General features: G+C 48.7%; 17 protein-coding genes and 1 other RNA gene. 17 read left to right on the forward strand and 1 reads right to left on the reverse strand.

What is annotated here, in order from left to right; all coding sequences use genetic code 11:
- Nucleotides 1-32: 32 nt before the first annotated feature.
- Nucleotides 33-854 (reverse strand): aldo/keto reductase, encoded by an 822-nt coding sequence (locus tag PGS38_RS00945; protein WP_117509050.1) that lies wholly within the window; start codon nucleotides 852-854, stop codon nucleotides 33-35.
- Nucleotides 855-1,218: 364 nt separating this feature from the next.
- Between PGS38_RS00945 and PGS38_RS00950 the strand changes: the two genes are divergently transcribed.
- From PGS38_RS00950 to PGS38_RS01030, 17 genes are all read left to right on the forward strand, one after another.
- On the forward strand, nucleotides 1,219-1,569 hold the full coding sequence (locus tag PGS38_RS00950; RefSeq protein WP_055218122.1) for a DUF8180 domain-containing protein: 351 nt from the start codon (nucleotides 1,219-1,221) through the stop codon (nucleotides 1,567-1,569).
- A gap of 14 nt (nucleotides 1,570-1,583) precedes the next feature.
- Nucleotides 1,584-1,766, forward strand: coding sequence for a CooT family nickel-binding protein (locus PGS38_RS00955; RefSeq protein ID WP_022462432.1), 183 nt, complete (start codon nucleotides 1,584-1,586; stop codon nucleotides 1,764-1,766).
- Nucleotides 1,767-1,901: 135 nt separating this feature from the next.
- Nucleotides 1,902-2,834 (forward strand): methylenetetrahydrofolate reductase, encoded by a 933-nt coding sequence (locus tag PGS38_RS00960; RefSeq protein WP_118639895.1) that lies wholly within the window; start codon nucleotides 1,902-1,904, stop codon nucleotides 2,832-2,834.
- A gap of 38 nt (nucleotides 2,835-2,872) precedes the next feature.
- Nucleotides 2,873-3,643 (forward strand): ATP-binding protein, encoded by a 771-nt coding sequence (locus PGS38_RS00965; RefSeq protein WP_022462430.1) that lies wholly within the window; start codon nucleotides 2,873-2,875, stop codon nucleotides 3,641-3,643.
- Nucleotides 3,644-3,769: 126 nt separating this feature from the next.
- Nucleotides 3,770-5,662, forward strand: a complete 1,893-nt coding sequence (gene cooS / locus PGS38_RS00970) for an anaerobic carbon-monoxide dehydrogenase catalytic subunit (RefSeq protein WP_055226451.1) — start codon at nucleotides 3,770-3,772, stop codon at nucleotides 5,660-5,662.
- Between the two features lie 62 nt (nucleotides 5,663-5,724).
- On the forward strand, nucleotides 5,725-6,513 hold the full coding sequence (locus PGS38_RS00975) for an ATP-binding protein (RefSeq protein WP_117509047.1): 789 nt from the start codon (nucleotides 5,725-5,727) through the stop codon (nucleotides 6,511-6,513).
- Between the two features lie 15 nt (nucleotides 6,514-6,528).
- Complete coding sequence (gene acsB / locus PGS38_RS00980) at nucleotides 6,529-8,658, forward strand: acetyl-CoA decarbonylase/synthase complex subunit alpha/beta (RefSeq protein WP_118639894.1); 2,130 nt, start codon at nucleotides 6,529-6,531, stop codon at nucleotides 8,656-8,658.
- A 297-nt stretch (nucleotides 8,659-8,955) separates the two neighbouring features.
- The gene (acsD, locus tag PGS38_RS00985; protein ID WP_022462426.1) at nucleotides 8,956-9,897 is read left to right on the forward strand and encodes an acetyl-CoA decarbonylase/synthase complex subunit delta; all 942 of its coding nucleotides are present in this window, start codon (nucleotides 8,956-8,958) and stop codon (nucleotides 9,895-9,897) included.
- Between the two features lie 37 nt (nucleotides 9,898-9,934).
- Entirely contained in the window at nucleotides 9,935-11,290 is a 1,356-nt protein-coding gene (gene acsC, locus PGS38_RS00990; RefSeq protein WP_022462425.1) for an acetyl-CoA decarbonylase/synthase complex subunit gamma, read from the forward strand.
- A 93-nt stretch (nucleotides 11,291-11,383) separates the two neighbouring features.
- Nucleotides 11,384-12,169 carry a carbon monoxide dehydrogenase/acetyl-CoA synthase methytransferase subunit gene (gene acsE, locus PGS38_RS00995; protein WP_022462424.1) on the forward strand — a complete coding sequence of 262 codons (786 nt, stop codon included), beginning with the start codon at nucleotides 11,384-11,386 and terminating at the stop codon, nucleotides 12,167-12,169.
- A 139-nt stretch (nucleotides 12,170-12,308) separates the two neighbouring features.
- A complete protein-coding gene (acsV, locus tag PGS38_RS01000; RefSeq protein ID WP_119188480.1) occupies nucleotides 12,309-14,234 on the forward strand; it encodes a corrinoid activation/regeneration protein AcsV in 1,926 nt (641 codons plus the stop codon).
- A 94-nt stretch (nucleotides 14,235-14,328) separates the two neighbouring features.
- On the forward strand, nucleotides 14,329-15,000 hold the full coding sequence (locus PGS38_RS01005; RefSeq protein ID WP_117509043.1) for a DUF3786 domain-containing protein: 672 nt from the start codon (nucleotides 14,329-14,331) through the stop codon (nucleotides 14,998-15,000).
- Between the two features lie 61 nt (nucleotides 15,001-15,061).
- Nucleotides 15,062-15,694, forward strand: coding sequence for a cyclodeaminase/cyclohydrolase family protein (locus PGS38_RS01010; RefSeq protein WP_117509042.1), 633 nt, complete (start codon nucleotides 15,062-15,064; stop codon nucleotides 15,692-15,694).
- Between the two features lie 87 nt (nucleotides 15,695-15,781).
- A complete protein-coding gene (locus PGS38_RS01015) occupies nucleotides 15,782-16,633 on the forward strand; it encodes a bifunctional 5,10-methylenetetrahydrofolate dehydrogenase/5,10-methenyltetrahydrofolate cyclohydrolase (RefSeq protein WP_117509041.1) in 852 nt (283 codons plus the stop codon).
- A gap of 171 nt (nucleotides 16,634-16,804) precedes the next feature.
- Nucleotides 16,805-18,274, forward strand: a complete 1,470-nt coding sequence (gene spoIVA / locus PGS38_RS01020) for a stage IV sporulation protein A (RefSeq protein WP_022461834.1) — start codon at nucleotides 16,805-16,807, stop codon at nucleotides 18,272-18,274.
- 104 nt (nucleotides 18,275-18,378) lie between these two features.
- Nucleotides 18,379-18,573: non-coding RNA, 6S RNA (gene ssrS / locus PGS38_RS01025), on the forward strand.
- A 70-nt stretch (nucleotides 18,574-18,643) separates the two neighbouring features.
- A complete protein-coding gene (locus PGS38_RS01030; RefSeq protein ID WP_055218365.1) occupies nucleotides 18,644-19,687 on the forward strand; it encodes an aldose epimerase family protein in 1,044 nt (347 codons plus the stop codon).
- The last annotated feature ends 143 nt before the right edge of the window (nucleotides 19,688-19,830 follow it).

Raw genomic sequence — 19,830 nt, forward strand, 5'->3', positions numbered from 1 at the left:
TTTTCTGTGCTGCTTTTGCTGTGAATCCGCAGTTACAGCAGGTCATCCGGTATGGAAGCAGAGCGGAGCTGTTCGTCCATCGTGTCGATGAGCGCCATGTCGGCTTCAGAAAGTTCGAAGTCGAAGACATCCGCGTTGGCAAAAATGCGGTCCGGCTGTGTCGATTTCGGGATGACACTGATGCCCTGCTGGACGAGGTAGCGGAGGCCGATCTGTGCTTCAGTGCGTACATACTTTTCTGCCAGCTGCTGCATAATCTCACGGTTCAGATAAAGACCTCTTGCGAGCGGCGCATACGCTTGAACGGCGATTCCATGTGAACGGCAGAAAGCGATGAGCGGTTTCCGGTTCCAGAGCGGATGGCATTCGATCTGGTTGACGGCCGGGATGACGCCGGAAAATTCAAAGAGGGCGGTAAGGTGCGGCTCCTCGAAGTTGCTGACGCCGATCGATTTTGCACGCCCGGATTCGCGGATTTTTTCGAGTGCGCGCCACGTCTCCGGGTAGCAGCCCGGCACCGGCCAGTGAATCAGGTAAAGATCAACGTAGTCGAGACGGAGACGGTCGAGGCTGCGGTTGAAGGCACCTTCGATATCACCGACCCGCTGCGCGGTATTCCATACCTTTGTGGTAATAAAAAAGTTTTCCCGCGGAATCCCGCTTGCGCGGATCCCGCGGCCGATGCTGTCCTCATTTTTATAGGAGGAGGCGGTATCGATCAGACGGTAGCCGTATTTTGCCGCGGTGACAATTGCTTTTTCTGCCTCTTTTTCTGTCGATTTGTAAGTGCCAAGCCCCAGAAGCGGCATCGCTCTGCCGTCGTTCAATGTAATGGTTGGAATAGAAAGTGCCATAAAAACCCTCCGTATCTTGAATCAAAAAAAAGATTTTGCCGTATTTCTCTCATAATTATGTTTAGTATAACATGAAAATTTAAAGAAATCAGACCAAATATATTAAAAAAGTTTAACACAATCGGGAAATGAAAAAAAATAACAAGCCATGCAAGAAAAAAGAAGGATGCCAGGACGGCCTGTACGGCGAATTGTACAGAAATTTTGTGGAGGCCGTATTGATTTTGTGCATGAAATAGAGTATAATAAATTTGAATTGATATTTATTTATCATTCCCTGTACAATCTGCAGGACGTTTCAGGAAAACAAAAGCGGACGAAACGGACGGCAGAGCAGAAAAACGGGGACAGAGGAGGCCATATTATGCATTTATTATATGACGAGAATGGAAATCCCATTCCGCACGGAGCTCACGACGAGCACCATCATCACCATGACCATCATCACGAGGGAGAAGACTGCGGACATGCCTGCAATGCATGCGGTTCCGAAGAAAAATGCAAGGACGAGAATCTTGCCCTTTTAACCTATATGCTGCAGCACAATGAACATCACGCAGCAGAACTCGACGAGATGGCCGACAAACTGGAAAAAGCCGGAATGGCGGACGCCGCAAAACAGATCAGGGAGGGAGTATCCGATTTCCAGAAAGGCAATATGCGCCTGTCCCTTGCACTGACACTTGTAAAAGAGCATTTGAAAGAAGTTAAGTAGAGGAGGCGTAAGCTATGTGCCTTGCAACGGTATACAAAAATCCGGAAAACACAGTTGTCTGTAAAAATGTGAGCCGCATCGATGTCGATGGAGAATACGTTCTGATCCGTGACATCATGGGTGAGGAGATCAGACTGCAGGGTAAGATCAAAATGGTAGATCTTGCAAACAGCATCGTAGAGCTGGACTGTGAATGATAATTGGTTGACGGAACCAGTTATTCTATAAAAGCGGTTTTAGGCCCCCGGGCTCTGCAAATCGGAACAAACAGAACAAGCGAACCGGGACTTAGAATAGGAATATATTATATTAAAGCGGAGGTAAATTGAATTATGAAACTTTCAGAAGAGATGAAAAACAAGACCCTTCTGTCTTTTGAACTGTTCCCGCCAAAGACAGAGAAGGGACTGCAGAATCTGCCGGGTACCATCGACCACCTGATGAAGTACAACCCGTCTTACATTTCCTGTACATACGGAGCAGGCGGCGGCAACGTCGGAGCAAACCGTGAAGTATGTCAGATGATCAAAAATGCCGGAACTACACCGGTTACCCATTTCACCGTTATCAAAAACACAAAAGAAGGAATCAAAGAGCAGCTGGATCAGTATCTGGTTGATGGCGTAGACCATATGCTGGCACTGCGCGGAGATATTCCGCTTGGTGAGACTACAACCTGTGGTGACTTTGACTATGCTACCGATCTTGTAAAATTCGTACGTGATACCTACGGCGACAAATTTGAAATCGCTGTTGCAGGTTCACCGGAAGGCCACATCTCCTGCAGAAGTCTGGAGTCTGATATCGCAGTTCTGAAACAGAAACAGGACAACGGAGCAGACTACATCATGACACAGCTCTGCTGGGATATGGAGCAGTTCAAATACTGGCTGGATGCAATCCGTAAAGCAGGAATCACCATGCCGGTAGACGTTGGAGTAATGCCGATCCTGGATCAGGCTGCTACTATTAACATGGCACTTTCCAGAAACGGCTGTGTGATGGACAGAGAGCTTTCCAGAATGATCTCCAGACACTGGCTGTTCCCGAACCCATTTGCAGCAAAAGATGCAGAAGGAAAACCGTTCGACGTATTCTACGACAAGAAAGTTGCAGAGTTCAAAGAAGAGGGTATCGAATATACCGTAAAACAGATTGATGCATACCGTGCACTCGGTGTCAACGGAATTCATCTGTATGCACTGAATAAATGGAAAGACGTATCTGAAATCATCGACAGATCCGGCCTTTGCACACTGGTTTAATGAATTAATTACTTGAATTTGGGAGGCATCCGATTTTTATGGCACATGTAATAGCTGTCGCCGGAAAAGGCGGCGTTGGAAAAACAACATTATGCGGCTTGCTGATCCAGTATCTCTGCGAGTCAGGAAAAGGTCCTGTTCTTGCGGTTGATGCGGACGCAAACTCGAACCTGAATGAGGTACTCGGTGTAGAAGTAGAAGCTACCCTTGGAGATATCCGGGAGGAGATTGCCCGTGCAGAGATGGCATCCAAAAACCCGATTCCGGCAGGTATGAGCAAGGCAGATTATGCGGAATTTAAATTTGCAGGCGCTCTGACTGAGGAAGATGATTTTGACCTGCTTGTGATGGGAAGAACACAGGGAAAAGGCTGCTACTGCTTCGTCAATGGACTTCTGCAGAATCAGCTTGCAAAGCTGTATCCGAATTATCCCTTCATGGTTGTGGATAACGAGGCAGGCATGGAGCATATCAGCCGTGGTATACTTCCGGGAATGGATACAGCTATTTTGGTCAGTGACTGCTCAAGAAGAGGAGTACAGGCCGCTGCGAGAATCGCGGAGCTGATCAAAGAATGCGATATGAAGCCGAAGCAGGTAGGACTAATCGTAAACCGTGCGCCGAATGGCGTGTTAAATGAGGGAACCCGTGAGGAGATTGAAAAACAGGGATTAACTCTCCTTGGCGTTGTTCCGCACGATGATCAGGTTTATGAATATGACTGTGACGGAAAACCAACCGTACGTCTGCCGGAAGACTCTCCGGTACGCGCGGCATTAAAGAAAATCGTAGAAAACCTTGATTTATAAAAACAGAGAATCTGCCCTCCGCTTTGTACACGCTGCAGACGGAGGGATATTTCAAAAGTAAAATATCCCCCATGGGAGGATGTTTTTACCATAAAAATATTAAAATACAATCTTGAGGAGGACAAGATGAGCGAATTCAAATTAACAAGCGTAGAAGAATTCGAACAGGCCACGAATGAGCTCCTGGAAAATGGTGCAAAGGTTGGCGCTGACGCATGGCAGTTTCGTGTAAAAAACCAGACCCCGCACTGTAAATTCGGTGAGCAGGGAACCTGCTGCCGTATCTGTACGATGGGACCTTGCCGTATTACACCAAAGGCACCGAGAGGAATCTGCGGATGCGATGTACACGGTATTGTAGGACGTAACTTCCTGCGCTTTACAGCAGGCGGTTCCGCAACACATTCCGATCATGGCCGTGAGATCTGCCACACACTGCATGAGGCTGATCCAAACGGAAACTACAAAGTAAAAGATCCGGAGAAACTGATCCGTATCGCAAAAGAGTGGGGCGTAGAGACAGAAGGAAAAGATATTTACGATCTGGCACATGAGATGTCCGAGCTGGCTCTTTTAGAGTATGGTAAACCGTTCGGAACACAGAGATTCCTGAAACGTGCTCCGCAGCATACACAGGATATCTGGGAGAGAGAAGAAATCGCACCGCGTGCGATTGACCGTGAGGTTGCATGTTCTCTTCATATGACTCATATGGGATGTTCTTCCCTTCCGGAAGCACTCGTTCGCCAGTCCCTTCGTTCCGGACTTTCCGATGGATGGGGCGGCTCCATGATGGGTACCGAGTTCTCTGACGTACTGTTCGGAACTCCAAAGCCGATCGAAACCGAGGCAAACCTTGGTGTTATGAAAGAAGATGAAGTAAATATCATCGTTCATGGCCATGATCCGTCACTTTCCGAGATGATCTGCGAATACGCAGACGATCCGGAGATGATCGCATATGCAAAAGAAATGGGAGCAAAGGGAATCAACGTGGCAGGTGTCTGCTGTACTTCCAATGAAGTAGCAATGCGCCGCGGCGTGCCGATGGCAGGTAACTTCCTGCAGCAGGAAAACGTGGTACTGACCGGTGCCTGCGAGGCCATCGTTGTTGACGTACAGTGTATTTTCCCGGCCCTTGGACCTTTAAGCAAATGTTTCCATACTAAATTCGTTACCACCAGCCCGATTGCGCAGATGCCGGATGCAGAATACATTCGTTTCAACGCAAAAACAGCAGGTGAGAATGCAAAAGCCATCGTAAAAATGGCAATTGAAAACTTTAAAAACCGGAAACCGGAGCTGGTACATATCCCGCATATGAAGCAGAAAGCAACCGTTGGATACTCTTTTGAGTCCATCATCAAGACTCTGGATAAAGTAACCAATTCCCAGGTTGACCAGACCGGAACTCTGATGCCGCTGTGGCAGTGTGTGGCATCCGGCGTTATCCGCGGTGCAGTTGCCATGGTAGGATGCAACAACCCGAAAGTCCGTCCGGACACCGCTCACATCGAGCTGATGAAGAAGCTGATCGCGCACGACGTTATCATCGTTGCTTCCGGATGCTCTGCACAGGCAGCAGCAAGAGCAGGTCTGATGGACAAACGTGCTAAAGATCTCTGCGGTGCAGGTCTGAAACGTGTCTGCGAGCTGGCTGATATCCCGCCGGTACTCCACATGGGATCCTGCGTTGATATCTCCCGTATGATGGTTCTTGTAGCAGAACTTGCTAAAATCGGTAATGTCAATATTTCCCAGCTTCCGGTTGTCGGATGTGCTCCGGAGTGGATGTCTGAGAAAGCAGTTTCCATCGGAAACTATGTTGTAGCAACCGGTATCGATACTTACCTTGGCGTAGAGCCGTATGTATCCGGATCCACTGAGGTAACAGGACTTCTGACCAACGGTGTCCGCGACTGGGTTGAGGCAGCTTACACAGTAGAAAAAGACATCGACAAGCTGGGCGATGCAATGCTCGCACGAATCGAAGAGAAACGTGCCGCACTCGGCGTATAAAAAGGACAGGGCGGTCCCTGACGTAAAAAGAGACCGCCCTTTTTGAAGTGAAAAGGTGTAAAATGAAAATAGCAGTAACTGGAAAGGGTGGCGTAGGAAAAACAACCATCGCAGCGACCCTTGCAAGACTTTATGCAGAAGAAGGCCATCCGGTTCTGGCTGCAGATGTCGATCCGGATGCCAATCTGGGCCTTGCGCTTGGATTTCCGGAAGAAATCCTCGATTCGATCATTCCGATTACCAAAATGAGAAAACTGATCGAAGAGCGCACCGAGGCAAGTGCAGACAACCGGTTTTACAAGATAAATCCGAGAGTAAGTGATATCCCCGATAAATACAGCAAAGAGTACAATGGAGTCAAACTCCTGACGCTTGGCACCGTGGAGACGGCCGGAAGCGGCTGTGTCTGCCCGGAGCATGTGATGCTGCGGAGAATCATCAACAGCCTGGTCCTTCACAGAGGGGATGTTGTCATCCTCGACATGGAAGCAGGCCTTGAGCATCTGGGAAGAGGAACGACGGAGGGCATGGATATGTTCATCGTAGTCATCGAGCCGGGTGCAAGAAGTATTCAGACCTATAAGAATGTCAAACGTCTGGCCGAAGAGCTTGGCGTTCATCAGGTTCATGTCGTGGCAAACAAAGTACGCGACGAAAAAGATGAGGCATTCATACAGGACCGTATCCCCCCGGAGGATCTTCTGGGCATGGTCCACTACAACCCGGAAATTATGGAAGCGGACAGGGAAGGTTCGTCTCCATATGATTACAGCGCGGCTGCAGTAGAAGAGATACGGAAAATAAAAACAAAAATCGATAAGTCAAACATGCCTGGCATGGAAAAAGTGTGATAGGAGGAAAAACACATGACATTATTCGAGAGAGTATTTGGCGGAAATGATGCAGTATACGGTCTTACCGAAGCTGCCGTTGACGCCGCAATCGCAGCAAACGGAGAGGAAAAAGCAGTCAGCTTCCCGGACACTGCTTACGCACTTCCGTGTTACTATGCTGTAACAGGAGTAAAGGTTACCAACTTAAAAGAGATGAAAGAGGCTCTTGGCGTGGTAAAATCTCTGATGACAAGAGAAAATCAGCTGAACGATGTATTTATGTCCGGTGTTGCAACTGCACTCTGCGCAGAGTTCATCGAGGCAATTAAATACATCGACGGTGCAAAACCATATGATGAGCCGTGCTACGGCCATTTAAGCGATGCCATCATCCGTGAGCTTGGTGTGCCGCTTGTAACAGGCGATATCCCGGGCGTAGCTGTTATCCTTGGAAGCGCTCCGACCGCACAGGAAGGCGTGGATCTGGTTAAGAGCTATCAGGCACAGGGTATTCTTGTAACACTGGTTGGCGGAATCATCGATCAGTGTCAGGAATTAGGATACAAGACCGGTGCAAACGTACGTGTTATTCCGCTTGGAAAAGACGTAACATCTGTTATCCATGTTGTATCCGTAGCAATCCGTGCAGCCCTGATCTTCGGTAACGTAACCGCAGGCGATGCAGGCGCACTGATGACCTACACCAAAGACCGTGTACCGGCATTCGTAAATGCTTTTGCTCCTCTGGATGATGTGATCGTTGCATGCGGCGCTGGTGCGATTGCACTTGGTTTCCCGGTTATCACAAACGATGACAAAGACGTTCCGGCTATTCCGAAGAGTCTCATTATCCAGAAGGACGTTTCCAAATTCAACGCAACTTCTCTGGAAGCCCGCGACATCAAGATTAAAATTACAAACATCGATATCCCGGTTGCATTCGCATCTGCATTTGAGGGCGAAATCATCCGCCGCGGTGATATGCAGGTTGAGTTTGACGGTTCCCGTGTAGACTGTTGCGAGCTGGTTCAGACAAAAGATGCTTCCGAAGTAGAAGATCACAAGATCGAGCTGATCGGACCGGACATTGACGAGTTCGAGGTAGGTTCCAAGCACAGCATTGCATACGTTGTTGAGGTTGCCGGAAAGAGCATGCAGCCGGATTTCGAGCCTGTATTTGAGCGTAAATTCCACAGCTACCTGAACTGCATCGAAGGTGTGATGCATACCGGACAGCGTGATATGATCCGTATCCGTGTCAGCAAAGAAGCTTTCAACGCAGGCTTCCGTGCAAAACACTTCGGAGAAGTTCTGTACGCACAGGTGAAGAACGAGTTCGAGGCTGTTGTTGACAAATGTCAGGTTAAGATCTACACCAATCCGGAAGACTGTACCAAGATCCGTCACGAAATTGCAATTCCGGTATTCGACAAACGTGATGAGCGTCTGTCTACCATGACAGATGAATCCGTACCGGTATACTACAGCTGTATCATGTGCCAGGCATTCTCCCCGAGCCATGTATGTGTTGTTACACCAGAGCGTCTCGGACTTTGCGGTGCTGTTTCATGGCTGGATGCAAAAGCTACCAACGAGCTGGATCCGAACGGACCTTGCCAGGTTATCACAAAAGAAAAAGTAATCGATGAGAGAATCGGTGAGTACGAGGATGTTAACGAGGCTGTTCGTAAACTTTCCCAGGGCGCTCTTGATGATGTATCTTTGTACTCCATCATGGAAAAACCAATGACATCCTGCGGATGCTTCGAATGTATCTGTGGTATCGAGCCGTTCTCCAACGGTGTCTGCATCGCAAACCGTGAGTACGCTGGCATGACTCCTCTGGGAATGACCTTCTCCGAGCTGGCTTCCATGACAGGCGGCGGTGTTCAGACTCCTGGATTCATGGGACACGGCAAACACTTCATCGCTTCCAAGAAGTTTATGAAAGCAGAAGGCGGTGTTGCCCGTATCGTATGGATGCCGAAAGAGCTGAAAGAGCAGGTTGCAGAGAAACTGAATGAAACAGCAAAAGAGCTGTACGGTATCGACAACTTTACCGATATGATCGGTGATGAGACCATCGCAGAAGATCCGGAGACACTGGTTGCATTCCTGACCGAGAAAGGTCATCCGGCACTTGGCATGGATCCAATGATGTAATTCGTATTTTACAGGCTTATCCTGTGAAAGAATAAGCAGACCGGCATGGCTTGGGAGGGGATTCCAAAGCGGAGGAGGAAGCCCTTTCCGGCACATGCCGGCAGCTGTAAAGTGATTTTCTGGAAAAAAACGGCTGACGAAGAGAAAACGGATACTTTTTGTCAGAAAATCTTGGAAAATATCCTGGTAAATCTTGCATTCTCTGGGAAAAAACGTTAAAATAATAACAGGTGTGTCCATGAAGCGGAATCATGGAGATATGCCTGTATGGAATTTATTTTTAAGGAGGCTTTTTTTATGCCGTTTAATCGCAAACCACAAAAGTTTAATGCAGCAATTAAATCCGTTGTAATCGGCAGCGGAGACAAAACCGTAACTCTTGGCGGAGAAAACGTATTACCATTCTATGCTTTCGATGGTGAAATCAAAAACGGACCGAAGGTCGGCGTTGAAATCACAGATCTTGGTATGGAAGGAGAACCGGAAAGCGTAAAAGCATACTATGAAGGTGCAGCTACCATGGGCGAGATTGCAAAAAAAGCAGCAGCTATGGAAGGTGCAGATTTCCTCTGCCTTCGTCTGGCAGGCGGAGACCCGAACGGTCTGAACAAATCGGTAGAAGAACTCATTGAGACAGTCAAAGAGGTTGCTGATGCCGTTGACGTGCCGCTTGTTGTAGAAGGATGTAAAAACGTTGAGAAGGATTCCGAACTGCTCACAAAAGTAGCAGAGGTCCTTCAGGGAAGAAACGTTCTTGTTATGTCCGCAAGAGAAGAAGATTACAAGGCAGTTGGTGCAGCCGCAGGTCTGGCATACAGCCAGAAAGTCGGCGCTGAGTCCGCTGTAGATATCAACCTTGCAAAACAGCTGAATGTTGTTATGACCCAGCTTGGTGTCAGCGCAGACAGCATTGTTATGAACGTAGGTTCTGCAGCAGTCGGATACGGATATGAGTACGTAGTATCTACACTGGACCGTATCAAAGCAGCAGCATTATCCCAGGACGATAAAATGCTGCAGATGCCAATTATTACTCCAATCGCTTCTGAGACATGGAATGTAAAAGAGGCAATGGCAACAGAAGAGGAATCTCCGGAATGGGGAAATCAGGAAGTACGAGGAGTCTCTATGGAGATTCAGACAGCAGCCGCATCTCTGGCTTCTGGTTCTGATGCAGTTATCCTCAAACATCCACAGTCTGTTGCAACCATTTCCAAAATGATTCAGGAACTGATGTAATCAGTACGTAAGGAAGAGATTAGGAGGATAAAGAATTATGGCATTATCAGGTATTCAGATTTTTAAAATGACCCCAAAGAAAAACTGTAAGGAGTGCGGATGTCCGACCTGTATGGCATTCTCCATGAAGGTTGCACAGGGCGCTATGGATATTTCAGCGTGCCCATATATGTCTGACGACGCTATGGCACAGCTTTCCGAAGCTACCGCACCGCCAATGAAGACGATCAAAGTCGGAACCGGCGACAGTGAGTACACTCTTGGCGGAGAGACGGTCCTCTATCGTCATGAGAAAACATTTGTAAGCAAAACCCGTTATGCGGTATCTCTCTGCAGCTGCATGTCTGACGAAGAGATCGATGCAAAACTGGAAGAAGACAAAAAAGTTGATTACGACCGTATCGGTGAGCGTATGTGCGCAGAGATGCTGTATGTAAACTATGCCGGAAATGGCGTAGACAAATACGTATCTCTTGTAACGAAAGCAGCAGCAACCGGAAAAGTTCTGGTACTTGGCTGTGAGGACGCAGACGCTGCAAAAGCTGCTCTGGAAGTATGCAAAGCAGGCAAACCGATCCTGAATGGTGCAAATGCATCCAACTATGAAGAGATGAGCAAACTTGCCACAGAGGCAGGCGTTGTTCTCGGCGTTAGTGGCGCAAACATTGATGAGCTTCACGACACCGTAGAAGCAATCGAGAAACTCGGCAACAAGAACCTTGTTCTTGATACCACAGAAGCGACCATCAAAGAGACCTTTGCTACTACTGTACAGGTAAGACGTGCATCCTTAAAGGATACAGACCGTACCTTTGGTTATCCGTCTATTGTAAATCTGGCAAAAATTGCACAGGGCGACAGATATATGCAGCAGGCACTGCTTTCCCTGTTCACCATGAAATACGGTTCCATTATTGTTCTTGAGGAAATGGGATACGCAGAGGCACTTCCGGTATTCGGACTTCGCCAGAACGTATTTACCGATCCGCAGAAACCGATGAAAGTAGAGCCGGGCATCTACCCGCTGAACGGCGCAGATGAAAATTCGATCTGCCTGACCACCGTAGACTTTGCTCTGACCTATTTCCTGGTATCCGGAGAGCTCGAGAGATCCGGAGTTCCGGTCAACCTTGTAATCAACGACGCCGGCGGACTTTCTGTACTGACATCCTGGGCAGCAGGTAAATTCTCCGGTAACTCTATCTCCAAATTCTTCAAAGAGAATGTAGAAGATAAAGTAAAATCCAGAAAAGTTATCATTCCTGGTAAAGTAGCCGTATTAAAGGGCGACATTGAGTCCAAGCTTCCTGGATGGGAAGTAATCGTTGCTCCGCTTGAGGCAGTTCAGCTTGTAAAATTCATGAAAGATCTGCAGGCAAACGGAGAACTGTAATACATAAAAATTCCGGGAGGAACTCCGGTATCCGGAAGTTTCTTCCGTGAAAAAATAATTATGGGGGATTCCCAAAAGAAAAGGAGAAGAGATATGGCAAAATTTGTAACCATCGGCGAAAGACTTTCCGTTACAGCTCCTACTGTAAACAAAGCATTCGCAGCAAGAGATGAAGAGCCAATTTTAAAGAGAGCAAAACAGCAGCTGGACGCTGGTGCCGTTTACCTTGATGTAAACATCGGACCGGCTGAGAATGATGGAGAAGACATCATGAAATGGGCTGTTGAGCTGCTGCAGAGCAATTTTGACAATGTTCCTCTGGCTCTGGATACATCCAACAAAAAAGCAATTGAGGCTGGTATCTCTGTATACAACCGCTCCAAAGGAAAACCGATCGTAAACTCTGCAGATGCTGCAGGAAGAATCGAGTACGTTGACCTTGCGGCTGCAAACGATGCAATCGTTATTGCACTTTGCAACGGTGAAGGAATTGCAAAAGACAACGACGAGCGTATGATGTACTGCCAGACCCTTCTGGAAAGAGGTATGGAGCATGGCATGGAGCCGACAGATCTGTGGTTTGATCCGCTGTTCCTGGTTGTAAAAGGAATGCAGGACAAACAGATGGAAGTTCTTGAGTGCATTAAGATGTTCAGCGATATGGGACTGAATTCTACCGGCGGACTTTCCAACAACTCCAACGGTATGCCGAAAAACATCCGTCCGATCATGGATTCCGCACTTGTAGCTATGGCTATGATGCAGGGTCTGACCAGCGCCATCGTTAACCCGAATGACCTGAGACTGATGGAGACCATTAAATCCTGTGACGTATTCAAAGGCAACACTCTGTACGCAGATTCTTATCTGGAGCTTTAATCTTTAAATCTCGCAGGTTTTCCCCTGATGGTGCCGTAGCGTTTGCGAAAACCTGAGGCACCATCAGGGGTTTTTCTATCTAAAAGCGGAAAAATAAAAAAACAGCGGAGAATATATACGACTGGGGGATTTACAGATTATGGCAAAAGTAACCTTTCGATTTGAAGAGGGAGAACCGGTAGTCACCTACGCAACCGAGGGTGAGCGCCTTCTTGAAGTAGCGCAGAAGAGCAATGTGCCGATCGATGCACCGTGTTCCGGAAACGCATCGTGCGGTAAATGCCGCGTTCGTCTTGTGAGCGGTGAGCTGGATTCCAAAATAACCCGCCATATTTCTGAGGAAGAATATCAGAATGGCTGGAGACTGGCGTGCGTCAGCACCGTCAAAGGCGATGTTGAAGTGGAAGTGCCGGACATTGCATCCGCTTACCGGAGCCGCATGAAAGTGGCAGACCTTAGTTCACCGAGTGAAATTGCAATTTTTGAAGATACGAAAAAGAAAATTACAGACGCTGGTCTGGAGCTGAAAAACAGCATGCAGGTGATTACAATCTCAATGGAAGAGCCTACTCTGGATGATACGATGCCGGATAACGAGAGAGTAACCTGGGCTGTACAGGCAGCGACGGGGCTTGACCGGGTACGGATTCCGTACTCTGTACTGAAAAAAATGCCGGATGTCCTTCGGGAATCCCATTTTCAGGCACAGTGTGTCGTCCGGGTTACGCCAAATGACGTCTTTTTATACGATATGCTTCCAATGGAAGCAAAAGCAGTTGTCGGCGGTCTCGTTGTCGACATTGGAACAACGACAGTTTCTGCACTGATCGTGGATATGCTGAGCGGAGAAATCCTGGCAAAAGCCTCTTCCGGAAACGGACAGATCCGGTATGGTGCGGATGTTATCAACCGTATCATTGAATCCCAGAAACCGGGAGGCCATGAAAGACTGCAGAATGCAATCATCAAAGAAACCTTAAACCCGATGATCTCCAACATGTGCCGTGCAGCGAAAATCAGCAGTCAGCAGATTTACCGTGCGGCGATTGCCGGAAACACCACCATGGAGCATCTGATGATGGGCATCAATGCAGATCCGCTTCGGATGGAGCCGTATATTCCGGCCTTCTTTAAGACAAACTCACTGTTTGCATCGGATGTCAATCTTGCGATTCATCCGGACGCCCATATCATTCTGGCACCGAACATCGGAAGCTATGTGGGCGGAGATATTACTGCCGGCGCGTTGGTCAGCATGATCTGGAACCGGCCGGAGATGAGTCTTTTTATTGACCTTGGTACCAATGGCGAGCTTGCATTTGGAAACTCTGACTTTATGGTAAGCTGTGCCTGCTCGGCCGGACCGGCCTTTGAGGGCGGCGATATCAGCTGTGGCATGCGTGCGACCGACGGTGCGATTGAAAAATGTACGATTGATCCGGAGACGATGGAACCTTCGTGCCATGTTATCGGAGATGAGGGTACGAAACCGATCGGCCTTTGCGGTTCCGGTATCATCGATGTGATTGCGGCGCTGTTCCGCGCGAAGATGGTCAATCCGAAGGGTAAATTTATCCGTGAGGGAAAACGGATCCGCCACGACAAATATGGCATGGGAAGCTATGTCATTGCGTTCGAGGAGGAGGCTGGAAGTGTCCGCGATGTTGAGATTACCGAGGTCGATATCGACAACTTTATCCGCGCCAAGGGCGCGATTTTCTCAGCGATCCGTACGATGCTGAACTATCTGGATATGGATGTTTCCATGATCGAGGAGGTTTACGTAGCGGGCGGTATCGGAAGCGGCATCAACATGAAAAATGCCGTTACCATCGGTATGTTCCCGGATATTCCGCTGGAAAAATTCCATTACATTGGTAACTCTTCCCTGACCGGTGCGTATTCAATGCTTTTATCGACAGCAGCAGAGAAGAAAACGTATGAGGTTGCCCGGAACATGACATATCTGGAACTCTCTACGGTACCAACCTATATGGATGAATTTGTAGCGGCGTGCTTCCTGCCGCACACAGACACGACGATGTTCCCGTCTGTGGAAGCATAAAACGGAAGCAGAACTTTCTGTTACGATTCAAGGTGAAACACATGTGGTTTTGCTTTGAATTGTGGCGAACCTTTTTGAGAGGAATTGGATTTACATGGCAGTAGACTTAAATTACGAAAAAGACAGCAAAGAGCGTATTCCGTATGAGCATTATCTGGAAGTGTATCAGAATGCAGATCCAAGAGAGATTTCCAGCCGGTGCGACGTTCCGTATGATGCGGAAAAACAGGAGTTTACCGTTTCCCTGATGGGTGTTTCCTACCGGATTTCGTGGCCGGAGTACAACGTATTTCATATTGGAGATGATGGAAGCGTTTCGCCGATAATTGGCTGGTATCCACTCGAGAAAAAACCGAATGCAAAAATTTTGGTATTGCGTTATCTGACAGAGGGCGGAGCTGCTCCGTCTACCGGAAAATTTTTGACGTACCGGGAGATTCCGTGGGGAGAAGTTTATTTTAAACAGTTCCAGGGAAGATGCCTGTTCCGTCTTGCGTTTGGCTTTGGCGGAAAGCTGGATGCATTCCGTGAGATCATGGAACGTGTCGGCGCTCAGGCGATTTCATCCGGTGATGTCGGATATGAGCTGGAGTTTATGAAAGGGCTTTTTGTACGACTGATTTTATGGGCAGGAGATGATGAGTTTCCGCCGTCCGCGCAGATCCTCTTTTCGGACAATTTCCCGGCTGCATTTACGCAGGGAGAGGATATGGCGGTTGTGGGAGATGTCACAATTGATATGCTGAAGGCTCTGGCTGCAAAATAGTTATGGTTTGAGGCCATCAGGATGGCTTCTGGATCGAAAAAAATAAGCGGAGGAAAATAACATGGGATTTTCAACAGTACCTTGCAATGAGTTTGTAGACGTGCTCGGTTCCAAAGCACCGGTTCCGGGCGGCGGCGGAGCTTCTGCACTGGTTGGCGCTGTCGGCACAGCGCTTGGCAACATGGTTGGTGCGCTGACAGTAGGTAAAAAGAAATATGCGGATGTCGAAGAGGAAATGAAAGAGCTGATGGCGAAAGCAACCACGCTTCAGGACGAACTGCTTCACCTGATCGAGCGCGATGCAGAAGTGTTCGAACCGCTCTCCAAAGCATACGGCATGCCGCGCGAGACAGAGGAGGAGAAGGCAGAAAAAGCAAGAGTCATGGAGATTGTGCTGAAGGATGCCTGCTCTGTTCCAATGGAAATTATGGAAAAATGCTGCGAAGCAATCGACCTGATCGTAGAATTTGCAGCAAAAGGTTCTGCACTTGCGATCAGTGACGCAGGTGTTGGCGCAGCATTCTGCAAAGCAGCCTTAGAGGGTGCTTCCCTGAATGTATATATCAACACGAAATCTATGAAAAACCGGGAATATGCAGAAGAACTAAATCGAAAATGTGATGAAATGCTTGCGGTCTATACCGTAAAAGCAGACGAGATTTTCCGGAACGTACTGGGAAGACTGAAAGCCTGAAAACAAACGGCCAGAGAAACTTCCCGGCAGCAAGCGGGTTGCAAAAGGAGTTCTCTTTGACCGAAAAGAAAAGCGGAGGATAAAAAAATGGCAAAACAGTTATTAGGAAAAGAAGTAACAGCAGCATTAAATGAGAAGATCAAAGCAAATGTAGCAGAGCTGGAAGCAAAAGGAGTAAAACCGACTCTCGGAATCATCCGTGTCGGAGAGAGAGAGGATGACCTTTCCTACGAAAGAGGAGCAACCAAACGCTGTGAGACCTTAGGCGTTGCATACGAGAAATTCCTTCTCCCGGCAGACGTTACCCAGGAAGAGCTGATGGCTACCATCGATAAAGTAAACAAAGACGATTCCATCCACGGCGTTCTGATTTTCCGTCCGCTTCCGAAACATCTCGATGAGGCAGCAGTCATCAAAGCACTCTCCCCGGAGAAGGACGTAGACGGTATCACAGACGGTTCCATGGTAGGCGTATTCGCCGGAACAAAACAGGGCTTCCCGCCATGTACTCCGCAGGCCTGCATGGAGATCCTCGACCACTACGGCATCGACTGCACCGGTAAAAAAGCCGTTGTCGTAGGCCGCAGCCTCGTTGTAGGAAAACCGGCAGCCATGATGCTGTTAAAGAAAAACGCAACCGTAACCATCTGCCATACCAGAACGAAAGACATGCCGTCTGTAGTTAAAGAGGCAGATATCGTGATCGTAGCAGCAGGCCGTGCAGGTGTTGTAGATGATACTTACCTGTGTGCAGGCCAGACCGTTATTGATGTCGGAATCAACGTAAACGAAGAAGGAAAACTCTGCGGAGACGTTGCATACGCAAAAGCTGAGCCGATCGTTGAGGCAATCACACCGGTTCCAGGCGGCGTAGGATCCGTTACCACATCTGTTCTGGTCGGCCATGTGGTAGAGGCTGCCATGAGAAAAAACAGCTGATCATAGGCTGAAGATAAGAAAGTGACAGAAAAAAGGCACTGTGCGTCCGAAAAAAGGGCGGCGGTGCCTTTTTTGCGTGCGCGGCAGTGCAGTTTTGGTGATAGGAGAGGGGGCCGGCTCATAGAATATAACAGTACATAGCAACAAAGATCAAAAGGGGGACAATAGCGCATGGATGCATATTCAGTATACCGCGATATTCAGAAACGAACGAAGGGCCAGTTCCTGATCGGAGTGGTGGGGCCTGTACGGACGGGAAAGTCCACCCTGATCCGCCGTTTCCTGGAGGTGCTGGCACTGCCGTATCTTTCGGAAAAGGAACAGGCGGAGGTACGGGATGCCCTGCCTTTAAGCGGGGAGGGAAAGACGATCACAACGGTGGAGCCGAAATTTGTGCCGAAAGACGCCGTGGAGCTGCAGCTTGGGGAGGGCGATCCGATCCGGCTGCGACTGATCGACTGCGTCGGCTTTCTGGTGCCGGACGCGGCGGGAAATCTGGAAAATGAGAAGGAGCGGATGGTGAAAACACCGTGGTCCGAGCAGGCGATTCCGTTCCGGGAGGCGGCGGAGATCGGTACGAAGAAGGTGATCGCAGAACATTCCACGATCGGTCTTATGGTGACGTGCGACGGATCGTTCGGCGAGCTGCCGCGGGAGAATTTTCTGCAGGCGGAGGAACGGACCGTTGCGGAGCTCAAAAAGCAGGGAAAGCCCTTCCTGATTCTTGTGAATGCGAAAAAACCGTACCGGGAGGAGACACAGCGGCAGGTAAAGGAGCTTGAAACAAAATTCGGCGTGGCAGCGATGGCGGTGAACTGCGACCAGCTCCGCAAAGAAGATATTCTGCATATGCTCGAAAAGGTGCTGTATGAGTTCCCGCTTCAGCAGATGGAATTTTATATTCCAAAATGGGTGGAGCTTCTTGCCGATGACCATCCGCTGAAGGCAGAGCTGCTGCAGAAGATCCGTGAGATGTGCAGGGAAAAGACGCGCCTGAAGGATGCAGTGGGCGGAAAAACAGCGATTGCCAGTCAGTATGTCAGCCAGACACTGCTGCAGTCGATGGATCTTGCGAGCGGTACGGTGAAGGTGCGGATTGAGGTGAAAGAGCAGTATTATTATGAAATGCTGAGTGTACTTGCCGGCGTGGAGATCAAAGGCGAGTATGATCTGGTGCAGACGATCCGCGAGCTGTCGGCACAGCGGGAAGAGTACCGCAAGGTAGAGGACGCGATTCATGCGGTGCGCGGATGCGGCTACGGCGTCGTGATTCCGGGGAGGGAGGAGATTCAGCTGGAGGAGCCAGCCGTGATCCATCAGGGAAACAAATACGGCGTGAAAATTAAATCGGTGAGCCCGTCGATTCATATGATCAAGGCCAACATCGAGACGGAGATTGCGCCGATCGTCGGAAGTGAGCAGCAGGCGGAGGATCTGATCGCCTATATCAAAGAGAGCGCAAAGAGCCCGGAGGGAATCTGGAATACCAACATTTTCGGCAAATCCGTCGAGCAGCTCGTTGACGACGGCATCCGCAGCAAAATCGCCCAGATCACCGAGGATGGCCAGGCAAAACTCCAGGATTCCATGCAGAAAATTGTCAACGACAGCCGGGGCGGAATGGTGTGTATTATCATTTAATACAAAAGCTGTTCGAATATTTTTGAGTAATTGTGCAATAATACTTGAAAAGCGAACCAAAATAGCGTATAATCCGAATTGTGAAAAGAAAAGAAGAAAAATGTAACTTCCTGGAATGTTCGATGATCTCATTATTTTGAACCTACATTTACTTTAAACGGGAGGCTTATTATTGTCATGTGGATGTCAGGCCACCCTGGAAACAGACGTCAGTGGAAGGCAGAAATGGTGACTGCGGCTACCCACCTAGCTTGCGTTGCTAGGAGTCAAAGTATGGGAAACGGCATTCCGGGGTTACAAAAGAGAAAAAAGAGAATCATGAAAATGGTTCTCTTTTATACGTTACATACAACCAAAAGGAGAAGGAACATGAAAAAACAGGGTTTTGGAACAACAAAAGACGGAAAAGAAGCATTGCTCTACACGCTCTCCAATAAAAACGGAATGGAAATCAGTGTAACCGATTACGGCGCACATCTGGTATCGGTTCTCGTTCCGGATAAGGATGGAAAGAAGAGAGACGTTGTCCTTGGATTTGACTCCGTAACCGGCTATGAGACCGACGGAAGCCATTTTGGAGCCACCATCGGAAGAAACGGAAACCGTATCGCGGGAGCAGCATTTGAACTGCACGGAAAAACATACCAGCTGGCAAAAAATGAGAACAACAACAACCTGCACAGCGGCCCGGACGGATACGATTACCGCCTCTGGAACGTAGAAGAGGCGGATGACAGCGCCGTTACCTTCGTTCTGATGAGCCCGGACGGAGACCAGGGATTCCCGGGAAACTTTGAAGTGTCCGTTACGTATACCCTGACCGATGAGAACGCCGTAGAAATCCACTATGAGGGAAGCTGCGATCAGGATACCGTTGTCAACATGACAAACCACAGCTACTTCAACCTGGCAGGCCACGATGCCGGATCTATTGAGAACCAGACACTTGTCTTAAAAGCGGAGCAGTTCAGCCCGGTGATCGATTCTGCATCCATCCCGACCGGCGAGCATGCACCGGTACAGGGAACCCCGATGGATTTCACCAGCGAGAAAGCAATCGGAGCAGAGATCGAAGCAGATTTCGAACAGCTCAAACTGACCGGCGGCTACGACCACAACTTTATCCTGGACAAGGCTGTCGAGGGAAGCATTGAGCTGATGGCAGTCGCATCCTGCAAAGAGAGCGGCATCACCATGGAAGCCTTCACGGATCTGCCATGCGTTCAGTTCTACGCCGGAAATTTCATTGCTCCGGTTACCGGAAAGAATGGGGTATTCTATGACAAACGCAACGGCTTCTGCCTGGAATCTCAGTATGTGCCGAATGCCATCAACCAGGAGGGTGAGGAGAAACCGATCCTCGAGGCAGGCGATACTTACGACACCACAACCGTATACAAATTCATTTTCTAAGATCCTATTTTATAGCAATCCTCGAAAATAATGCAAAAAATTCAGCACCGCAGAGCATGAATTACTGCGTCACAGATTTTCGTCGTACCTCGGTACGCCTTCAAATCTGTTCCTTGCAATTCGCGCTCTGCAGCACTGCCTTT

This window comes from Fusicatenibacter saccharivorans, assembly GCF_027667425.1.
GTDB classification, from domain to species: domain Bacteria; phylum Bacillota; class Clostridia; order Lachnospirales; family Lachnospiraceae; genus Fusicatenibacter; species Fusicatenibacter saccharivorans.